Origin of the sequence: Clostridium sp. TW13 (assembly GCF_024345225.1) — a bacterium.
Lineage (GTDB): Bacteria > Bacillota > Clostridia > Clostridiales > Clostridiaceae > Inconstantimicrobium > Inconstantimicrobium mannanitabidum.
On the sequence record NZ_BROD01000001.1, the window covers coordinates 2,497,069 to 2,516,662 of the forward strand.

Genomic DNA, 19,594 nt, shown 5'->3' on the forward strand with positions numbered 1-19,594 from the left:
ACTATTTATCTATGAAAATAATTATTTAACGAAAGGATGATATAAATGATTTATAGCTTAGAAAATTCTAAGATTAAAATTACCGCTAGTACTCATGGTGGAGAACTTCATTCAATAACAGGCAAAGATACTGGTACCGAATACCTTTGGGATGGTAATCCAACATATTGGAAGTATCACGCCCCAATACTATTCCCTATTATAGGAAAGGTAACAGATTTAAAATACAAAGTAGATGGCAAAATCTATGAACTGCCTCAACATGGCCTAGCAAGAACTTCAGAATTTAATCTATTATCTCAAACTGAAGACTCAATTAGCTTTGAATTAAAATATTCAGATGACTCCTTAATGGTATACCCATTTAAATTTTCATTGATAAGCACTTATAAGCTTTCTGATAATTCACTTACTGTAAATTATCAGGTTAGGAATCTAGACACTACAGATATCCTATTTTCTATAGGAGCACATCCTGCATTTATGTGTCCTATAAACCAAAACGAGTCCTTAGATGATTATTATCTACAATTTAATGAAAAAGAAACATCTTCAATTTTTGTTCCAACAAAAGAAGTTTTTCTTACTCATGAAAAGAATGAATATCTAAATAATTCTGCTGAAATTAAGCTATCAAAAGACACATTCAAAAATGATGTTTTGATATTTGATAATTTGAAGTCTAACAAAATCACTATAAAATCTAGAAATTGCACCAAGTCTTTATCAGTAGAATTTGGAGACTTCCCTTATCTAGGTATATGGGCTCCCCCTACTGGTGCACCATTTATCTGTATAGAGCCTTGGTTTGGACATGCAGATTATGAAGATTTTCATGGTGAATTTAAAGACAAGGAAGGTGTAATTAGCCTGCCAACCAACAAAGAATTTAACTGTAGCTATACCATTACTATTACTGAGTAAAGATAATCATATTATACTTGTTGCTAGAAAAGGTTTTATTTAACCTTTTCTATTTTTTAGACGTGTTTGTTTAATTAAAGCAAACTCACTATAGTACATATAACATAAATGCAATAATGTTCAACAACATTTGTCGAACATTATTGCATTTTTCCATATATACCCTTTATTCATTTTCTTTCATCAATTCAACTCAGCACTTGAATTCAAGGCATATTAAACATATTCTTTATGTCAGCATTTCTAAAAAGAAAAAATTTTTTTTAATTTCTTTAAAAAAATCATTAAAGTTCTTACTACATTTTTCGACAATATAATTGAAATCTTAGTTTTAATGAAGGAGTGATTGCTTTATGAACAAGTTACTACTTGGACTGATTATTATTTCAACAATATTCCTTTACGGGTGTTCAAGTAAAGTTAGTAATAACGTTGAAAATAATATTAGAAGTTCCATAAACTCAAACAAAAAGCCTATTCCTGAATTATCAACTCAACAAAAAAATCAAATTAAATCAAAAATAAAACCAGCTTTAAATGATATAGATGACGCCTTAAAATCACTTCAAGATCCTAGTGATATTAATGTAGATTCTATAAATTAATAATAAATAGAGTATATACTAAGGAGAGGATTATTTATGAAAAGCAAAAAGATCTTATCAATTACACTATCACTTTTAGTTTTAACATCTACAACAGCATTAGCAAAACAACCTGTTACTACTGCTAAGAAAGATACTAAAACTGTTTCAAAGAAAGTGGAGACTCCTAAAAGTAAGACTGAAAACAAAAAAAGTACTGTAGCAACAAAAGCTAAAAACACACAAAAAGAAGTAAAGAAAGAAGAAAAGAAGCAACAAATAGCTGCTAAGAAAGATAAAATAGCAGACTTTAAAGCTCAAATGAAAGCTAAGCAAAGTCAATTAGATCAAATAAAGGCCCAAATCAAAAAAGTTCAGCCTCTAGTTGGACAAAAGAAGGATAAGCTTACATCAATTTTAAATGATATACAAGCAGGTAAAAAGACACTTTCCCAAGATATGCTAACTTCATTACTTGCACTATCAGATAAAATCAAAACTGATGCATACCAAGTTAAAACAACTGCAAAAGTAAGTGATGATGTAGAAAAAGCTTTAGGAAAAGTAAAAGCATCAGATTATACTAATGCACTAGCAGCTATGGATAAAGTTATTGCTAAAATGCAAGCAAGATTAGATTCTCTAAATAAATTAAATGCTGATTTAGATTCAGCACTTCAAATTGCTAATTTAGCAACTGTACCTACTACTGATAGCACAACTACCCCAAGCACTGGTACTACTACACCAACTACTGATACTACAACTACTCCAAGTACTGGTACTACTACACCAACTACTGACACTACAACTACTCCAAGCACTGGTACTACTACACCAACTACTGACACTACAACTACTCCAAGCACTGGTACTACTACACCAACTACTGACACTACAACTACTCCAAGTACTGGTACTACTACACCAACTACTGACACTACAACTAACCCTTAATACAACTAATAAATTATTAGTCGCCTTAGATTTTCTTAGTTATAAAGACAGCAGTGAGGATTTACTCACTGCTGTTTGTTTTTATCTCGCTGTTTCAGTTTTGCCTTTCTTAATTAAAATTGAAAATACAAAGCCTATTAAAGCAATTATTGCTGCTGCAATAAATAGTTTTGCAAATCCATTATTCATAGTTTGCTGAAATGTAGATTCTATAGTACCTCGTGATGCCTCTACACTAGTCAAATATTTATCCTTAATACCATTTACTACTGTTGAAGCTGAAGTATGTGGTGGTAATTTGGAACCTATACTTTTTTCAAGCATTGGTGAAAATTTATTAAACATTGTGGATGCAAACTTTTTTAATACATCTACTATAGAAGTAACATCAGCGCTTTGAAGAGATGCTAATGTATCTGCTGGCAGTGAACCACCTCCACTCATAATATTAGATGGAGCTCCTTGAACAGGTGGCATTACATTCATTAGTTTTGTAGGCAATTCTTTTCCAGCTTCTGAAACAAAATTAACTAATATATTCGGAGATATAGCAACACCTATACTTCTTATTAATGATAAGGTTGATTGAGCTGTGGCAGCTTCACTTGGATCAACATAAGTTTGCATTAAATAATTTAGTGGAGTTCCCATTGTAAATCCCATTCCTATTCCCATCAATGCAAGACCAATAAATAAAGCTACTTTATTATTGTTTTGAGATACACATAACCCTAAGGTTAGTGTTCCTAAAATAGTAGAACCAAACCCTAAAAGCAATATTAGCTTAGCTGAATACTTGTCTATAATTTTTCCTCCAATAGGAGCTGCTATACCTGAGAATATTGCCATTAAAGTAACTAGATATCCACCTGTACCAACTTTTATCCTTAATACATTCTCGGCAAACTGTGGTACAAATACAATTCCCATAAGTCCAGCCCCTACTATAAAGCTAAGTAGCAATGTTATAGCAATGTTCCTATCCTTAAAATAATTTAAGTTTAACACTGGGCTCTCTGCTCTTTTTTCTATATATAAGAATATTGGCAATAAAACTATAAAAATAATTAGGTAAGGATATACCTCTATACTTTTTATTGAATTAATAAAGTCGTGGAACTTAAGATTAGTTAAACCATACATCAATGATAAAATCATTCCTGAAATAACTATACTTCCTTTAATGTCCATTTTTATACTAGATAATTCAACTTCATCATCCTTGAATTTTAATGACATCAATACAACAATTATGCATATTGGCACATTTATAAAGAATACTGTGCCCCAATTTTCATTTCCAACAAAATTCAAAAGTGCTGATCCTATAGTTGGTCCTATAGTGGTTGCAATACCATAAGTTGCACCTACCATGCCTAATGCTGTTCCTCTCTTTTCAACAGGAAAGCTAGTTCCAATATAAGCTGTGGCTATCGGCATTATTCCACCACCACCCACAGCCTGAATTAATCTTCCTATAAGGATTAAATTAAATCCTCCATAAAAATTTGAAATACCGCAAAGTGCTGATCCTATCCCAAAAATAATTATAGAATATATAAATATTTTCTTCTTACCATACTTATCAGATAACTTACCTGATATAGGCATTATTACAGCATATGCTAAAGTATAAATTGTAATAATCCATATGGATACACTAGCATCAATACCAAGTCCACTTCCTATTACCGCTCTAGCTGGTGACACTATTCCTGTATCCATAGCACCAATGAAAATTCCTAATAAAAACATAATTAAAATAAAGTTTTGTGATTTATTTTTCATACTTTTCTCCTTTCTGAACTTTGTTCAAATAAGCTTATTTATTTTATATGAACCTTGTTCATATAAATTCATAAAAATTACACGTGGATTAATTTAATTTATTTTTTAAGACAATTAGTAAGTCATCAAATGTAAAATAATCTTTTCCTACTATAATTAAAATCATATTACTTATAATAAATACAGTAAGTGTTCTTGTTTCTAATGGCATCATTATTTCTTTGTTCTCTCTATGAAAATCAATTATATCATCAACTATAGTATATAAGTCTCCTAAAAGCTGTTCTCTTGAGTGTGATTTATTGCAATTTTCTTCTCCATATAGCTCTAAAAATATCTCCTTATGAAAAGTTAAATATTCCTCTAACTCTAGATATATCAATCTAATCTTTTCTTCAAAAGAAATATCTTGAGACTTAATCTGCCTCACCTCTGAAAGCAACTTTCCCCATCGCTCTTTGAAAATAACACTTATTATGTTTCTTTTATTTGTGAAGTAATTATACACTGTTCCAGTGGCGATATTACATCTAGAAGCTAATTCTCTAATGCTAAAGTTTTTATAACCTTTTTCTTTCAACAATTCTACTGCTTCCTGTAATATTAACTCTCTAGGGTTAATTAAAATCTTAGGCATAACTTCTCCTTCTCTTAAAATATCTATCTATAGATTAGATAAACGTCGTACAATCAATAATGATTATTAACTTATCATCATTATTAATTATATACTATTTATATAAAAATTCAATATGGTAATTAAGAAATTTATTGTCACTAAGTAATATATTTTTTAATATTAATACGGTGACAATAAACTTCACTTATATTTCTACTTCCTTTGAGTTCCTACATAAGAACCATAACCACCTGCTACATTTGTTACCTTGAACCCTTGCTTAGAGAGATTACTGCAAGTTTTTGAACTTCTTCCTCCAGATTGACACATAATATAATATTCTTTATCTTTATTTAAATATTTATCTGGTTGATTTAAAAGCTCATTCATAGGAATGTTTTTAGCGCTCTTTAAACTTCCACTATTGTACTCATAAGGCTCCCTTATATCTATTAAATCCACCTTTCCAATTAAATTATCCATATCATTTACACTTATAACTTTTACACTGGCATTATCTCTTTTTAAAAAATTAAGCATCTATTTCCTCCTATGTATTTATTTTTTATAGTTATTATTTTTCTATTAACTCTTTTAAATTTTTATTTATTTGTATCTTTCCTCTTGTTATTGTTATATATCCTCTTTTTTCAAGACTTTTTAACTTTCTGCTAATTACTTCTCTTGCTGAGTCAATTTCAAAAGCTAATTGACTATGAGTAGCATAAATTACATTACTATTTTTACTTATTAGCAAATTAATAAGTCTATTTTCTAAAGATTCATGAATTCTTTCTTCTTTATTGTCTATAATTGATGCAAATTTTTTATATAAATCTTTATACATAACTTCTAAAAAATCTACATCTTTTAATAAAAACTTTTTTACTAAATTTAAGGGAAATACACCAACCTCTGAATCTTGAAGAGCCTTGCCAATAATATTTAACGATTTAGAGCTGACAATGCAACTCAAAGCCTCGTGACATAATTCACCCTGACTTATGTTATAAAGATTTGTTTCTTCTCCATTTTCATTAATTCTTTGTATTTTAATTGTTCCTTTTATTACAAAGATAATTCCATTACAGCCTTCTCCCGCTGAATTTAAATATTCATCTGCAGCTAACTTTCTAAGAATCATTTTCTCACTAACTAATCCATTATTTTTTTCATCAATATGTTTTAATATTGGATACTGTTTATATAAATCATCTAAAAATATTTTTTTATTGGATTCGTTCATCTTTCTCTCCTTCATATAGTATATTATATATTATTTCTAAACCATACTATGTGACTTAATCACATAATAATAAAATTATGCAAAAAGACATAGAGATATGCTTCTAAACTGATATTAGATAAATATCTCTACGTCTTTTTAATATATGTTACTATTTATTTTTATAATAACTACTTACTAATCAAATTGTATATGACAATATCCTGTAGGGTTCTTTTCTAAGTACTTTTGATGATATTCTTCTGCTGAATAATATTTTTCAAGTGGTTTTACTTCAGTTACTACAGGTTGAGTACATTGTTCCTGAATCTTTTTCTTGCTTTCAAGAATTGTATCTAAATCAGCTGAATCTATATAATATATTCCACTTCTATATTGAGTTCCCTCATCTCCAGCTTGTTTATTTAATGTTGTAGGATCGATTATATCCCAAAATCTATCTAATATAGTATCTAATGAAACCACTGCTTCATCATATGTAATATAACATACCTCTACAAAATTAGTATCATCCTTACAAACTTCTTCATAAGTTGGATTTTCAGTTATTCCATTTGCATATCCAACTTCTGTTTCAGTTACTCCTGGGATTCTAGAAAAGAATTTTTCAACTCCCCAAAAGCAACCGCCGCCAAAAACTATTTTCTTCATAACTCCACATCCTTTTTTCCTTGCCGTATACTAATTTAATATAAAAAAATCAGCATATATACCAAGGTTTATATGCTAATTATACTTTATTTTATTTACTTTTCAAGTGTAATGATACATTTTATTATATTCCTATCAAAATACTAGATTATTAATAGATACTATATCGCTTTAGTCATACTTTTTCTTATCAGCAAATCTAGAAATTATCATTGTACAAACTGTATTACCCGCTGAATTCAATACAGTTGCTGGAGCATCAATTATTGTAGCTATCACTAGCATCATGGCTAAAGCTTCTGGCGGAAAACCAAAGATACTTAATATAAGCATCTCTCCTATAGCTCCACCTCCTGGAATCGCACCAACTACTGCACCAATTAATAAACCTGCTGCTAAAATACTTATCAACACTCCAAAATCACCAAAATCCCTGCCAAAAATAGCAAATAGAAACATTATCTTATATATACCACCAATAACAGATCCATCTTTATGAATATTTACACCTATTGGCATTACTATATTGGCAATTAAATCTGATACTCCCATTTTCTTTGCCGATTCAATATTAACTGGGATGCAAGCTGCACTAGAACATGTAGCCAAAGCAGTTAATGATGGCTCAGCTGAATGCTTCCAAAAAGTCAATACTCCTTCCTTTCTTCCTGCAACATAAGCATATATTGTAAAGAATCCAAAGAAATATATTATAGATACTCCCACATATAATCCAAAGATCTTTGCATACCCTTTTATAATCTGTCCACCTAATTGTCCAACTACATTTGCGAAATAAGCTCCCAATCCTATTGGTGCCAAGTACATAATTAAACTAATCAACTTCATTGATACTGCAGTACCACTATTTAAAAATTCTGAGAAAGCTTTACCTTTTTCCTTACATAACATAGTAGCAAGTCCAACCAATATTGAAAACACCATTAATGCTAGCAGATTACTTCTAGATAGAAGCTGCGAAAAATCGCCTACTGTAATACCAGATACTATCTTATCTAAAACACCTACTCCCTCTGCTCCTTTAACTGTGCTATCCTTTAATAAACTACCAATCGCTGCTGGATCTAATCCACTAGCTGGGTTAAACAATTTAAAACTTATTACTCCAATCAAACCTGAAATAATAGCTGTTACAGCAAAAACAATTACTGATATCCCAAGTATTCTTCCTAGTTTTTTTGAATTTTCTAAGTTAGATACAGCTGAAGATATACTAAAAAACACTATTGGTACTAATATGGTGAATACTAAATTTAAGAATAGGTTTCCTATAGGCTCAAATACCTTTGCCTTCTCTCCCATTATTAATCCTATAATTCCACCTAGTAAAATAGACACTAATAAAATTATGGATGACTTATAATTATTTAAAAACTTTACTTTCAATAACATCCTCTCCCAATTTATTTCTTTATTCAAATTCCATTTACTTTCTCTCAAACATTGCTTCAAATAACTTTTCGGCTCAAAATTTCACTTACTACTTCTTTATCATCAAAATGTATTTTTGTATTTCCTATTATCTGATAATCCTCATGTCCTTTTCCTGCTATAATTAATAAATCCTCTTCTTCTAATAGTTCTAACGCTTTGCTTATAGCCATCCTTCTATCTGTAATCTTTTCATAAGAAACAGCTGTATGCTTTATGCCAATTTCTATATCCTCTATAATAGACTTAGGATTTTCAGTTCTTGGATTATCAGATGTTATAATGCAGTGGTCTGCAATGCTTCCTGCTATTCTTCCCATTATTGGCCTCTTTGTCTTATCCCTGTCACCTCCACAACCAAACACTGTTATTAACCCTCCTTTAGTTATTTCTTTTGCCATTAATAGCAACTTTTCCAAAGCATCTGGAGTATGTGCGTAATCAACTATTACATGCCTGTTAACATTATTTTCAACCATCTCCAATCTTCCTGGGACTGGTTTAACCTCAGCAATTATTTTCAAAATTTCATCTATATTTAACCCTAAAGCATAACAAGTTCCTATTGTAGCTAACACATTATAAACTGAAAATTTACCTGGTATATTAACTGTAACTGATCTTATAAAACTCTTAATGTTTACCTTGAAACTAACTGAATTATTACTATATTGAATGTCAAAAGCCTTTATATCTGCCTCTGTATCAATAGCATAGGTAACTATAGCACAGGTGGCCTTTTCCACTATTTCCTTGGAAATCTTATCATCTGCATTAATTATGCCGATATTGCATTTATAAAATAATTTCATCTTCTCATTTTTATAAGCCTCCATGGTGCCATGCTCTTCAAGATGATCTTGAGATAAATTTGTAAATACACCAATATTGAAATCACAATAATCTACTCTATGTTTTGCCAAAGCTGAAGAAGTCACCTCCATAACCACATCTTCTGCTCCTTTATTTATAAACTCTCTCAATACCTCCTGTAATTCTAAAGATTCTGGAGTAGTTGGATTTGTTTTGTCTATCTCAATCTTCTCTCCCTGAAGTTCATACCCTAAAGTTCCGATAAGTCCTGCTTTTCTTCCGTATCCTTCTAGCACATTTCTTATATAATGTATGACTGTAGTTTTTCCATTGGTTCCTGTTACTCCAACTAAATTAATTTCCTTTGAAGGCTCATTATAAAATATATTAGCTGTGCAAGCCAAAGCAGCCTTAGTATTTTTAACCATAATAACTGTTACATCCTGCTCTAAATTTTCATATTGAATATTTTCTTCTATGACAACTGCAGTGGCCCCATTTTTTATAGCTTCATTCACATAACTATGACCATTAACCTTGGTACCTTTTACGCATACAAATAAATAATTAGGCTTTACTTTTCTTGAATCATAACATATTCCACTTACCGTTCTATCTATATTCCCCTTTAATAATGCAAATTGTATATCTCTTAATAATCTGTTTAATTTCATCATTTATCCCTCCAAAATAATCCTGATGATATTATTATATACATTGTATTTGCTATAAATAGTGCATAAATTGCTTGCTATATTGCAAAAAGTGCTTTATACTCTTATCAATTAATAGAAAAGGATGATTGCAAAATGAATAATAATTATGGAAATAAGTCTGGATATTTAAATACTGATTTTCAGCTATTTCATATAAAAGATAAAACTAATAAGGAATTTGAATTTCATTACCATGACTTTAATAAAATCATTATCTTTCTTTCTGGAAATGTAACATATTTAATTGAAGGAAAAGCTTATTATTTAAAACCTTGGGACATTCTACTAGTGAATAATCATGATGTGCACAGACCTATTATAAATTCTTCTGAAACTTATGAAAGAATTATAATATGGGCCAATTCTGAGTTTATAGAAAAACATAATTATAATAATTGCGACTTGTCTACATGCTTTAAACTAGCAAACGAAAAAAGCTTCAATCTCATAAGACTTGAAGCTGAACTGCAAAATTCATTAAAATCTATTATTGCTTCATTAGAGGATTCTTTAAACTCCTCTGCATTCGCAAGCCGACTTTTAAGTAATTCATTGTTTATACAATTGATCATTTATTTAAACAGAATACATCTTAACAATATGTATGTTACAGATAAAGATTCACTAAGATATGATAGACAAATAGAAGAAGTATTAAAATATATAAATTCTAATATATCAGGAAATCTTTCAGTTGAAACCCTTGCTGAAAAATTTTATATTAGCAAGTACTATCTTATGCATAAGTTTAAAAAGGAAACAGGTTATACTCTTCACAATTATGTGCTTCAAAAAAGGCTTATAGCAGCAAGAGACCTTATCAAAACTGGAGAACCTATAATAAAAGCTTCTATTGATTGTGGATTTAAAGATTATTCAAGCTTCCTACGTTCCTTTAAGAAATTATTCAATATGCCTCCTAGAGATTTTTCATAAAGTATCTTGAGAAACTTGTCATATTATATCTCAAAATAAATATCTATATTATAGGATTATATACTTTTTTTAACACTAACTTGATATAATATAGTAAAGGGTAAGTAACTAAAGTACTAAGTGAAAAATATAATATTAGTAACCTTTGGTTTACTCATCAAAAGGGGTGGTGTAAGTGAAAAAAATAATATTAGGCTCTGTTATTCTTTTGCTTGTTGGTTCAATCCTTATGATTTTATTCTCAAAGCAAGTTTATATTAATGAATGTAAAGATAGCATTAAAGATTATGATTTTACTGTCAAAAATGTAGAGAAATTAGACGCTAAGCTAAGCAAACAAAAATATTCTTATTCTACCGCTACAGATAAAAAGTATATTACAGTTATAGTTTATAGAAATCAAAAAGCTTCAGCACAACAATACCTTATAAAAGAAAACGATAACATTGATTTGCTTATTAACAAAACCTCTCAACTAGTTATTTCTTTACCTGCAATTTCAAAAACAGATTCCTCATGGAATGTAGAAGGACTCTCTGAAAATTATTTGGCTTTCATGAAAAAATCAAAAACTGATATTCCTAACCCTATATTCTTAAAAAATAATACTGATCAAAGCTATGATAGAGAAAATATATATTTTGATGCTTATAGATCCGGCTCAGAAAGCTTCACTCTTTCATATGAAGATAATAGTGGCAAAAAAGATATCCATTTTAATGTTAATATACTTGAGCCTATATTTTAAGTTATTTGTATGAATTATAAACGCACTTTATATAGATAAGGTGTCGCATTAGCAGTCTTCACCTAATACGACACTCTTATTTTCTAATAATTTTTCTCTTTAAGCCTAGAAATTTCTTCTCTTTGCTCCTCTATTATTTCCTTATACTTATTTTCTTTATCTCCCCATTCCTTACTTAAGTTATTTATAAGTGATGCCATTTCATCAGCACTACCAACTATTCTGTTAAATAATAGAAGGTTAGATTTAAGTATTTCAGGTATCTCATTATGAGAGTATCTCAACCTATGGTCTATCTCTCCATAGCCTTCTTCAAATATTGTCCTTACCTGAATTTCTGCGATCACCTTTTGGTTTGTAGGATAAAACTCCACCAAATAATGAACTGAACGATATCCAGATACCCTTCTTCTTACTTCTATATCAAGCTCATTAAAGACTTTAGTATCGTCCCCTTCTCTGACATTCGCTGTAATCTCAATTACCTTCCAAGTGTTAATTATAAATTCATGTATATCCTGCCATTGATCTTTGAATATATGAATAACTCTTATACCTATTAAATCATTTATTTCATTCTTATAATTATCTCTAGTAAATTGAAAATCCTTGCCGTATTTTTCTCGCCTTTCTGGGGTTTTTCTTATAATCTTTTCAATTAATCTGTCTACATCTTTAATTCTTGACTTTACAGAATGAACCATCTTTTGAGAACGTAAAATGTTTGAAATAAAATTTGCCTGATTTTCATAAGAATCTCTGTATTCTATATAATCCTCATATATTTCCTTAAGGTTTTGTACATCAATATAATTTTTTTCAATTTCTTCTTCCACATATGAATATCTTGATAAAAAATCTTCTATATTAAATTTTTTTTGCATCTAAATCCCCCTATCCTAAGAAATAATCTGATCTAACTTAGCCTTATTTACAGCCTCAAGTCTATTCTTAACACCAAGCTTAGAATAGATATTAATAATATGAGTTTTAACTGTAGATACTGAAATATATAACTTTTCTCCAATTTCTTTATTACTTAATCCATTAGAAATCTCTGTGAGAACCTCAATTTCTCTTCCACTGAGAACATCCATCTTTTTTTGTTCAGAAATTAAATCAAGCACCTTTCTTAAAAATTCTTCATTTCCTTCATCCTTAGATAAATCTTTTTCATACTTTAACAAAATATCTTTTAAGTATTTTCTATGAAGATAATATGGTAATACAATATCATCATCTCTACTATAAAAAACTGCTTCTTTCAAATAATTTATATATTCTCTATCTTGATTTTTATTTATATTCTGCATGATTATAATCTTCCATAGCAATGCATAAATTAAACTATACCCTATAAGATTTTTCCTGCATATAAAGATAATTTCATCAATTAAGGCTTCACATTCTTCATATTTCTCAAGTTTAAATAGTGAAATAACATAAGCTATCTTTGTCATTTCTGCAAGATCAAAATTAGCTTTATATTCTTGCTTATATTGTTGAATAAAATAAGTATATTCTTCTGGCTCTATTCTGTCCTCTACTGATAATAATCTAATTTTTAGGGCCACCATGGATAGATATGTTACATTATCCTTATTCTCTTCTACTAATACACTTAGCATATTTTCTGCCTCTTTAAAATTGCCTTGAAGAAACTTTACTTCTGCCAAATTATATTTTATTCCTCTATTAAGAGTAATAAATACACTCTTATCACGAAATTGCTCTGAATTTTTTTCAGCCATTATCAAAAGATTTTCTGCTTCATTTAACATCATTTTTTTTATGTATATGCCAGGAAGTCCTATCTCTCCAAAAATAGAAAAATACATATTGTACTCTTTATTATGAGTAATAGATTTTAATTTAATATATCCCTGCTCACTTTCTTTTAATCTTCCCATATCCTCTAAATTCGCTGTTTTATTATATATACAAAATATATCTATATATCTATTATTAAGCTGCTTATTAACCTTATCTGCGTACTCAACAATCTCCAAAGACTTTCTATAATCCCCTATAAATCTATATCCACAAGCTGCTATTATACAATACACTACCTTAGTCAACGGATTCATATTTCCAATCATTTCAAAATTAATATCATCTTCACCTAAATCAATTATATCCTCTTCTGTTATCATTTTATATATTTTCATACATCTCCAATTACCATCTTCCAATTTATCTGCGATTGTTGAGATAATTTCAGCCCCATGCTCATAATCAAAATTGAAATAATAATTAAATGCTGCTATAAAAGCTAAATCTATACTTTTTCTATAGTACTCCAACGGTATTTTTCCTAATATCTTTGTAGAAGAAATAAGATGAGCGTATTTTTCAATAAGCTTTAAGGCAATATCATATAATCTCCATTCAATAGCTAATCTTAAAGCCTCATCATAATCTTCTTTTTGAATTAAATAATCTATTAGTCTTTTTATGATTTCATTTTGTGTTACTCCAGATATTTCATTAAAAAGTTTTAACAAGAACTCCCTTAAAACGTTATGATACCTATAGATTTTATTTTCTTCATCTATGGTTATAATAAGCATATTTTTTTCAATAAGACCTTGAATTAATTTTGCTCCATTATCTCCAACTAGTAGGGTGCATATATTTTGATCTACATAATTTAAAGGCGAGGTTTTAACTAACAGTTCTATTTCTTCTGAACTTAACCATGAAATTATTTCTTTACTTATATAGTCTATAAAAAACTTATTTTCCTTAGGGATAGATATAATTCTATCTAGCTCTTTACTTATTGTTAAAATTAATTGAATACCACCTATCCAGCCTTCAGTTTTTTCATATATTTGCTGTATTATATTATCTTCTATATTCTTTTTCAATGAAACTCTTATAAACTCTGATGCCTCATCTAAAGATAATTTAAACTCATCTGCTTCTATATTTATTAACTCTCCATTCATCATAATATCACTTAGATAAATAGGTATCTCCTCTCTAGATACAAGAATAAAGTGAATAGATTCAGAAGAATTTTTAATAAAATATTCTATAGTTGAACATAAAAACTTATCTTTTATATAGTGAAAATCATCCAAAACAAAGATAAGCTCTTCTTCATTCATAAGTTCATTTATTATATAACCAATAATATTAAATATATCTTCTCTATTAACTAGCGGCTTTAACATGTCTATATATAGTTCTGAGTTTTTCAACTTACTTTTCAATGCATGTACAACATAAACCCAAAAATAAGTTAAATCATCACTTTCTTCATCTAAAGATATCCAGCTATAATTAGTCTTTTCTTGTAAATACGCAGAAATGAGGGTGGTCTTGCCTGCTGCTGGTCCACCCTTTACAATAGTAACTCTACTGTTTACTATCTCTTTTATTTTATTATTAAGCAGATTTCTAACTATATTATTTTTCTTATTCTTTGGTCTTATCAATCTTGTATATACAATATTCTTCATACTCTTCCCCTTAGGAAATATTATTAACATTAAACTTATTATAATAATTTATTCATCATAATATAATTTTACTCTATTAATTGAGAATCAACAATTATTTCCTTTAAGTTTTCTGCTGCCAATAAATATACCTAAAGTTAATATTGTAGCCGTTATAACTAAAACAACTCCCATTTTCATATAATTTGCACTATTATTATTTTCTAATGATATTGTAAAATCTAATAAGTATTTCTGTGGGAATAAATTAGAAATCTTATCTATAAATCCATTTTTTGTTACGGAAAAAAAGCTTCCTGATAACAAAGTGGTTACTAAAATTGTCATTGATCCTACCAAAGTTGCATTTTCATCTTCTTTGATTATTGAAGATATTAAAAAACCAAAAGCAGAAGCAAATAAACAAAGTACAAATAATATAAATGCTACTTCTAAGCTGCTTACCTTGGTATTTATATTTAAAACTTCTTTAGTAATTAGAGTTATTCCTGTAGTTGGTACAAATATCATTAAAAATACTGAAATAACATGTGCTGTTGCATATTGCACATAACTGATGCTACCGCTCAAAATTCTCTTTGATATCCCACCTTTTTCTTCATAATAAAATCTATACAGCATCATCCCAAGAAACAATACAAACATAGTAATATATCCTATAATGTTCGCTGCAACTCCTCTCTTAGCTTCCCTGTCCCAATTTGGAGTCTTGCCATTAATGCAAGCTTCTATATTTTCTTTGAATTCATTACCCTTTACCGTGTCTACCTTAAACTTTCCATTCTTGTATATAACTACACCATCATATTTATTTTGTACTAACTCTGATAATTGAGGTACTGTCTTTAATTTTGTTACCTTAACCTCTTTTATAGCTAGATTAACATTATCCATTCCAACCACTGCTATATTTCCTTTAATGCTTAAATTATTACTAAAATAAATTGCAGCAAATATCATAATAGGTGTTAATATAATTGGTACAACTAGATAAACTTTATTATTAATCATTCTATATAATATTCCTTTTATCATTCTAAGCATAGTTTAATATCCTCCTTTCTAAATATAATCCTCTGTTCTATAATTCACATGAACCACTACAATTAGCAAAAGTGATATTCCTAATAAAGATCCTATTGTTAAACTGAAGTTTTGAAAATTTCCATCGTATATTATTTTGAATATACTATCTAATACCCATTTTAATGGTGATAAATTAGCAACCTTGCTTGCCCAGTCTCCTAAACCATCAATAGGAAAAAATAAGCCTGATAGCAATGCAAATAAATTCATTATTAAAGATATTATTTTATTTGTTAATTCTTCACTTTTTAAGGTTACACAGATTGCTCCACCAAAGGTTGTAGAAAAAAGTAGCAACGCCATAAATAATATTAATACATAAATAAAGTTCTTCCCTCCATAATTCACTATCCCTAATGCATTAAATATTATTAAATCTAATGAAAATATAACTCCCATAAACAAATATGAAGATAAAAGCTTTGAAGCATATATCTCCCACCTTGATATTGGAGAATAAGCTATTCTTAAGTTAGCACTCTTTATTCTTTGCTCCATAAAAGTGTTTGGGGTTATAGTTGCTGCACTGATAATTAAAAATATCATCATTGATACCCCGTAATAATCATAAGATGTCACGCCATGATAACCGTAAATACCTGAAAATAAAAAACCGAATAATCCAACAACAATAAATGGATAAACAAAGCAGAAAAAATCAATATTAACATTTGTAATCAAGTTCTTAAAATCTTGTTTAATCAATACTCCTATATTCATTTTTTACCTCCTAATCTCTTAAGTTTCTGCCAGTTAGCTTTAAAAATACCATTTCTAGATTTCCCTCTTCACTGGTCATATGACTTACTTTTATCTTATTCTCAATAAGCTTTAGTATAATTTTATCTAAATTATCTATATCCTTTATTGTTGTTATACAAAGAGCATTATCTTCCTTACTTACCTTTTGAATGCCTTCGATTTTAAATAAAAAATCAAATTTTCCATTGTATTGACCACTTTTATTGTCAATAAATATCTTATAAACCCTTGTGTTCTTATAGTTTTCTAAAAGCTCTAAGATCGTTCCATCTGCAATCTTTCTACCTTTATCCATTATAACTATCCGGTCTGATATCACCTCAACCTCCTCCATATAATGAGTTGTATATATAATAGTAGTGCCAAGTTTTCTAAGTTTTTTTATTGACTCTAAAATATGATTTCTTGACTGGGGATCTATTCCAACAGTAGGCTCATCTAAAATCAAAATCTTTGGCTTATGGGCTATAGCACAAGCAATGTTAAGCCTTCTCTTCATTCCACCTGAAAAGGTTTTAGGCTTGCTATCCTTCTTATCCTCAAGTCCTACAAATCTCAATGCTTCTAAAACATTACATTTAAGTTCTTCTCCTTTAATTCCATACAATGATGCAAAAAACTCCACATTCTTATATGCTGCTATGTCTTCATAAAGAGCTAAGTCTTGAGGAACTATGCCAAGTTGGGATTTTACATACTTTCTATTGCTATCAAGACTTTTCCCAAAATATTTTATTGTTCCCCCTTCTGCTTTTAAAATAGTGGATAAAATATTTATAGTTGTACTTTTACCTGCACCATTAGGTCCAAGAAGTCCCAATATCTCTCCTTCATATAAATCAAAGTTTAATCCATCCACAGCCTTATTATCCTTGTAATATTTCTTTAAATCCTTAATTTCTAATATTTTTTCCATATCCATCACCTCAAACACTATATTACTCTCTAGTCTTAGGAGAAGTAATCAACCAAAAGGTTGATTTGTTTTAAACAAAAATAAAGGGGCTGTCGCATAAGCAGTTAAAAACTGCTTACGTCAAGCTCCTCTTCTTGTTTATTTTTCAATAATTTATTTTTTTGTACAAAAAAGAGCTATAACACAACTAATTTATAATTAGTTGTGCGACAGCCCCTTAAAAATTATATTTGTTTTTTATATTTAGCAAATGTTTTTTCAGCATCAAAATGTAAATTCTTTAAAAAATATATAATCCACACTGCAAAAGCAATCCAAACAGATGCCGCTCCAATAAATATGGATAATATGGCTCCACTCAAATTAACAATTGCACATTTAAAGAAAAAATTACGTTCATCTTTACTTAAACGAACTTCATCATATTCTTCTCTCTCTTTCTTTGTCTTAGAGTTATATCCTGATATAAGCACACATGATTTTTCTTTAAAAATTAAAAATATCATTCCAAGTAATCCAAAAATAAATGATATAACAAATCCCAAAATTGTCCAACTATACTCTCTCACTAATTTTCACTTCCTAAGATGCCTTACACCTATTTATCACTCTTTTTAATTAATCTCAACTCTTCTTTAGTAATAATTTGATCTGAATACCTGGCTTTTTCGTATATTTTTGTAATATCACTTAAGTTATCCGTAGTAACATTAAAAATTTCATTTTTAATATCATTAGCGCTATATCTAGAATTAACAAATATATTCTTTTTTCTATATTTTAATATTCTGTCTTTATATATCTTTCTAACTTTGTCTTTATCATTCACAAAAATAATTCTGTTTATATGCCATTTGTTCATGGATACTTTTTGCTTTTCCTCATCCTCATTAGGTTTATTGGAAACATAAGTTACCTTTTCTTTATTCCTAAATATCTTTATTGTTAAGAATATATAATTAATAATAAAATAGCTTGCTGCTAAAAGACTTCCCACAACTATCATTATAACTATAATTATTCCAGCGAAAATAAGTATGCTTAATAATTTCATTAGAAATCCACCATTTGAAGAATTAGCCATTCCAAAAGGCGATCTCACTCCACCTGAAGCAGCATTCGCTGCTTCTACTACTGAACCTGGAGCTTGCATCTTTGTTAACTCGAAGCAATAATTAATTCCCCACGCTGAAAACTTTTGGGTTAAATAACAAGCTTCTTGTAGCACACCTAAAGCATACAGAATACACAAATTAATTCCTATCAATACAATAATCTCAACTAAAAAAATATTACTTGATTTACTTTTATAGCTACCATTCTTTTTATTATCAAGAATTAGCTTCATGTTCCTAGCTTTACAAATATATATTGTAGAAACAATCATTATAACAATAGCATTCACTAATACCATTAGCTGTATATCCTTAAATCCAAAAGCAGCTGGAAGTATTAACTGAGGCACTAACGCCTCTTCATAAGTTATCAAATTAGTAACATCGAATATATAATTCTGCTTATGCCTACTCTTTCTAATACATTGTATTGCCCAAATAATCAATACAAATTCTAGCAGATATTGTCCTCCTATCCCAACAATCACTATAGTTGAAATTAACATAACTATAGAAAGGCCTATATATAATGTATTTTTCCTACTTATTTTAACCCTCAAATAAGTCATCACATAAATAGGGATAATTAGCAAAAATCCCAGCAGAGTCATTGATGAATTCATATTAAATGCTCTATTTAATAAAGCTACACTCGGATATATACAAAAAAACATTAATAAATCCTCTACCCATTCATGATATAATGTTTTTACATAATCATGCATCATATATCCTTCATTAACTAAGCAAACTTCTACTTCATCTTTCATAATTTCACCCATATTAATATATCTTAACAATATAAAATAATCTA

General features: G+C 29.0%; 19 protein-coding genes. 5 read left to right on the forward strand and 14 right to left on the reverse strand.

Annotated features, from left to right (window positions below):
• Positions 1 to 45 precede the first annotated feature (45 nt).
• The 3 genes from OCU47_RS12095 to OCU47_RS12105 all read left to right on the forward strand — a co-directional run bounded on the left by OCU47_RS12095 (position 46) and on the right by OCU47_RS12105 (position 2,465).
• Positions 46 to 924, forward strand: a complete 879-nt coding sequence (locus OCU47_RS12095; RefSeq protein ID WP_261828855.1) for an aldose 1-epimerase family protein — start codon at positions 46 to 48, stop codon at positions 922 to 924.
• A gap of 353 nt (positions 925 to 1,277) precedes the next feature.
• Positions 1,278 to 1,529: a hypothetical protein gene (locus OCU47_RS12100; RefSeq protein WP_261828856.1), complete on the forward strand. Its 252-nt coding sequence runs from the start codon at positions 1,278 to 1,280 to the stop codon at positions 1,527 to 1,529.
• Positions 1,530 to 1,565: 36 nt separating this feature from the next.
• Positions 1,566 to 2,465: an Atg14 domain-containing protein gene (locus tag OCU47_RS12105; RefSeq protein ID WP_261828857.1), complete on the forward strand. Its 900-nt coding sequence runs from the start codon at positions 1,566 to 1,568 to the stop codon at positions 2,463 to 2,465.
• Between the two features lie 81 nt (positions 2,466 to 2,546).
• Here the strand turns inward: OCU47_RS12105 and OCU47_RS12110 are convergent, their stop codons facing one another.
• From OCU47_RS12110 to OCU47_RS12140, 7 genes are all read right to left on the reverse strand, one after another.
• A complete protein-coding gene (locus OCU47_RS12110) occupies positions 2,547 to 4,253 on the reverse strand; it encodes an MFS transporter (protein WP_261828858.1) in 1,707 nt (568 codons plus the stop codon).
• Positions 4,254 to 4,341: 88 nt separating this feature from the next.
• Complete coding sequence (locus OCU47_RS12115; RefSeq protein ID WP_261828859.1) at positions 4,342 to 4,890, reverse strand: TetR/AcrR family transcriptional regulator; 549 nt, start codon at positions 4,888 to 4,890, stop codon at positions 4,342 to 4,344.
• A 195-nt stretch (positions 4,891 to 5,085) separates the two neighbouring features.
• On the reverse strand, positions 5,086 to 5,412 hold the full coding sequence (locus OCU47_RS12120; RefSeq protein ID WP_261828860.1) for a rhodanese-like domain-containing protein: 327 nt from the start codon (positions 5,410 to 5,412) through the stop codon (positions 5,086 to 5,088).
• A 34-nt stretch (positions 5,413 to 5,446) separates the two neighbouring features.
• Positions 5,447 to 6,118, reverse strand: a complete 672-nt coding sequence (locus OCU47_RS12125; protein WP_376778036.1) for a Crp/Fnr family transcriptional regulator — start codon at positions 6,116 to 6,118, stop codon at positions 5,447 to 5,449.
• 177 nt (positions 6,119 to 6,295) lie between these two features.
• Complete coding sequence (msrA, locus tag OCU47_RS12130; RefSeq protein WP_261828862.1) at positions 6,296 to 6,769, reverse strand: peptide-methionine (S)-S-oxide reductase MsrA; 474 nt, start codon at positions 6,767 to 6,769, stop codon at positions 6,296 to 6,298.
• Between the two features lie 171 nt (positions 6,770 to 6,940).
• Positions 6,941 to 8,176 (reverse strand): dicarboxylate/amino acid:cation symporter, encoded by a 1,236-nt coding sequence (locus tag OCU47_RS12135; RefSeq protein WP_376778037.1) that lies wholly within the window; start codon positions 8,174 to 8,176, stop codon positions 6,941 to 6,943.
• A gap of 62 nt (positions 8,177 to 8,238) precedes the next feature.
• The gene (locus OCU47_RS12140) at positions 8,239 to 9,708 is read right to left on the reverse strand and encodes a UDP-N-acetylmuramoyl-L-alanyl-D-glutamate--2,6-diaminopimelate ligase (protein WP_309297469.1); all 1,470 of its coding nucleotides are present in this window, start codon (positions 9,706 to 9,708) and stop codon (positions 8,239 to 8,241) included.
• A 135-nt stretch (positions 9,709 to 9,843) separates the two neighbouring features.
• Between OCU47_RS12140 and OCU47_RS12145 the strand changes: the two genes are divergently transcribed.
• Together OCU47_RS12145 and OCU47_RS12150 are read left to right on the forward strand one after the other, a co-directional pair.
• The gene (locus OCU47_RS12145; RefSeq protein WP_261828865.1) at positions 9,844 to 10,686 is read left to right on the forward strand and encodes an AraC family transcriptional regulator; all 843 of its coding nucleotides are present in this window, start codon (positions 9,844 to 9,846) and stop codon (positions 10,684 to 10,686) included.
• Between the two features lie 175 nt (positions 10,687 to 10,861).
• A complete protein-coding gene (locus OCU47_RS12150; protein ID WP_261828866.1) occupies positions 10,862 to 11,434 on the forward strand; it encodes a hypothetical protein in 573 nt (190 codons plus the stop codon).
• An 83-nt stretch (positions 11,435 to 11,517) separates the two neighbouring features.
• Here OCU47_RS12150 and OCU47_RS12155 read toward each other — a convergent pair whose 3' ends face one another.
• The 7 genes from OCU47_RS12155 to OCU47_RS12185 all read right to left on the reverse strand — a co-directional run bounded on the left by OCU47_RS12155 (position 11,518) and on the right by OCU47_RS12185 (position 19,550).
• Positions 11,518 to 12,318 carry a RelA/SpoT domain-containing protein gene (locus tag OCU47_RS12155; RefSeq protein WP_261828867.1) on the reverse strand — a complete coding sequence of 267 codons (801 nt, stop codon included), beginning with the start codon at positions 12,316 to 12,318 and terminating at the stop codon, positions 11,518 to 11,520.
• A gap of 15 nt (positions 12,319 to 12,333) precedes the next feature.
• Positions 12,334 to 14,901 (reverse strand): LuxR C-terminal-related transcriptional regulator, encoded by a 2,568-nt coding sequence (locus tag OCU47_RS12160; RefSeq protein WP_261828868.1) that lies wholly within the window; start codon positions 14,899 to 14,901, stop codon positions 12,334 to 12,336.
• A gap of 87 nt (positions 14,902 to 14,988) precedes the next feature.
• The gene (locus tag OCU47_RS12165; protein ID WP_261828869.1) at positions 14,989 to 15,945 is read right to left on the reverse strand and encodes an ABC transporter permease; all 957 of its coding nucleotides are present in this window, start codon (positions 15,943 to 15,945) and stop codon (positions 14,989 to 14,991) included.
• Between the two features lie 18 nt (positions 15,946 to 15,963).
• Entirely contained in the window at positions 15,964 to 16,707 is a 744-nt protein-coding gene (locus tag OCU47_RS12170; RefSeq protein ID WP_261828870.1) for an ABC transporter permease, read from the reverse strand.
• 10 nt (positions 16,708 to 16,717) lie between these two features.
• The gene (locus OCU47_RS12175) at positions 16,718 to 17,665 is read right to left on the reverse strand and encodes an ABC transporter ATP-binding protein (RefSeq protein ID WP_261828871.1); all 948 of its coding nucleotides are present in this window, start codon (positions 17,663 to 17,665) and stop codon (positions 16,718 to 16,720) included.
• A 224-nt stretch (positions 17,666 to 17,889) separates the two neighbouring features.
• The gene (locus OCU47_RS12180; RefSeq protein ID WP_261828872.1) at positions 17,890 to 18,234 is read right to left on the reverse strand and encodes a DUF3784 domain-containing protein; all 345 of its coding nucleotides are present in this window, start codon (positions 18,232 to 18,234) and stop codon (positions 17,890 to 17,892) included.
• Positions 18,235 to 18,263: 29 nt separating this feature from the next.
• Positions 18,264 to 19,550, reverse strand: a complete 1,287-nt coding sequence (locus tag OCU47_RS12185) for a hypothetical protein (RefSeq protein ID WP_261828873.1) — start codon at positions 19,548 to 19,550, stop codon at positions 18,264 to 18,266.
• Positions 19,551 to 19,594: the final 44 nt, after the last annotated feature.

What these genes read in the sequence shown, in the direction of transcription:
- OCU47_RS12095 (WP_261828855.1), top strand. Translation starts at nt 46, where the DNA reads ATGATTTATAGCTTAGAAAATTCTAAGATTAAAATTACCGCTAGTACT.
- OCU47_RS12100 (WP_261828856.1), top strand. Translation starts at nt 1,278, where the DNA reads ATGAACAAGTTACTACTTGGACTGATTATTATTTCAACAATATTCCTT.
- OCU47_RS12105 (WP_261828857.1), top strand. Translation starts at nt 1,566, where the DNA reads ATGAAAAGCAAAAAGATCTTATCAATTACACTATCACTTTTAGTTTTA.
- OCU47_RS12110 (WP_261828858.1), bottom strand. Translation starts at nt 4,253, where the DNA reads ATGAAAAATAAATCACAAAACTTTATTTTAATTATGTTTTTATTAGGA.
- OCU47_RS12115 (WP_261828859.1), bottom strand. Translation starts at nt 4,890, where the DNA reads ATGCCTAAGATTTTAATTAACCCTAGAGAGTTAATATTACAGGAAGCA.
- OCU47_RS12120 (WP_261828860.1), bottom strand. Translation starts at nt 5,412, where the DNA reads ATGCTTAATTTTTTAAAAAGAGATAATGCCAGTGTAAAAGTTATAAGT.
- OCU47_RS12125 (WP_376778036.1), bottom strand. Translation starts at nt 6,118, where the DNA reads ATGAACGAATCCAATAAAAAAATATTTTTAGATGATTTATATAAACAG.
- msrA (WP_261828862.1), bottom strand. Translation starts at nt 6,769, where the DNA reads ATGAAGAAAATAGTTTTTGGCGGCGGTTGCTTTTGGGGAGTTGAAAAA.
- OCU47_RS12140 (WP_309297469.1), bottom strand. Translation starts at nt 9,708, where the DNA reads ATGAAATTAAACAGATTATTAAGAGATATACAATTTGCATTATTAAAG.
- OCU47_RS12145 (WP_261828865.1), top strand. Translation starts at nt 9,844, where the DNA reads ATGAATAATAATTATGGAAATAAGTCTGGATATTTAAATACTGATTTT.
- OCU47_RS12155 (WP_261828867.1), bottom strand. Translation starts at nt 12,318, where the DNA reads ATGCAAAAAAAATTTAATATAGAAGATTTTTTATCAAGATATTCATAT.
- OCU47_RS12160 (WP_261828868.1), bottom strand. Translation starts at nt 14,901, where the DNA reads ATGAAGAATATTGTATATACAAGATTGATAAGACCAAAGAATAAGAAA.
- OCU47_RS12165 (WP_261828869.1), bottom strand. Translation starts at nt 15,945, where the DNA reads ATGCTTAGAATGATAAAAGGAATATTATATAGAATGATTAATAATAAA.
- OCU47_RS12170 (WP_261828870.1), bottom strand. Translation starts at nt 16,707, where the DNA reads ATGAATATAGGAGTATTGATTAAACAAGATTTTAAGAACTTGATTACA.
- OCU47_RS12175 (WP_261828871.1), bottom strand. Translation starts at nt 17,665, where the DNA reads ATGGAAAAAATATTAGAAATTAAGGATTTAAAGAAATATTACAAGGAT.
- OCU47_RS12185 (WP_261828873.1), bottom strand. Translation starts at nt 19,550, where the DNA reads ATGAAAGATGAAGTAGAAGTTTGCTTAGTTAATGAAGGATATATGATG.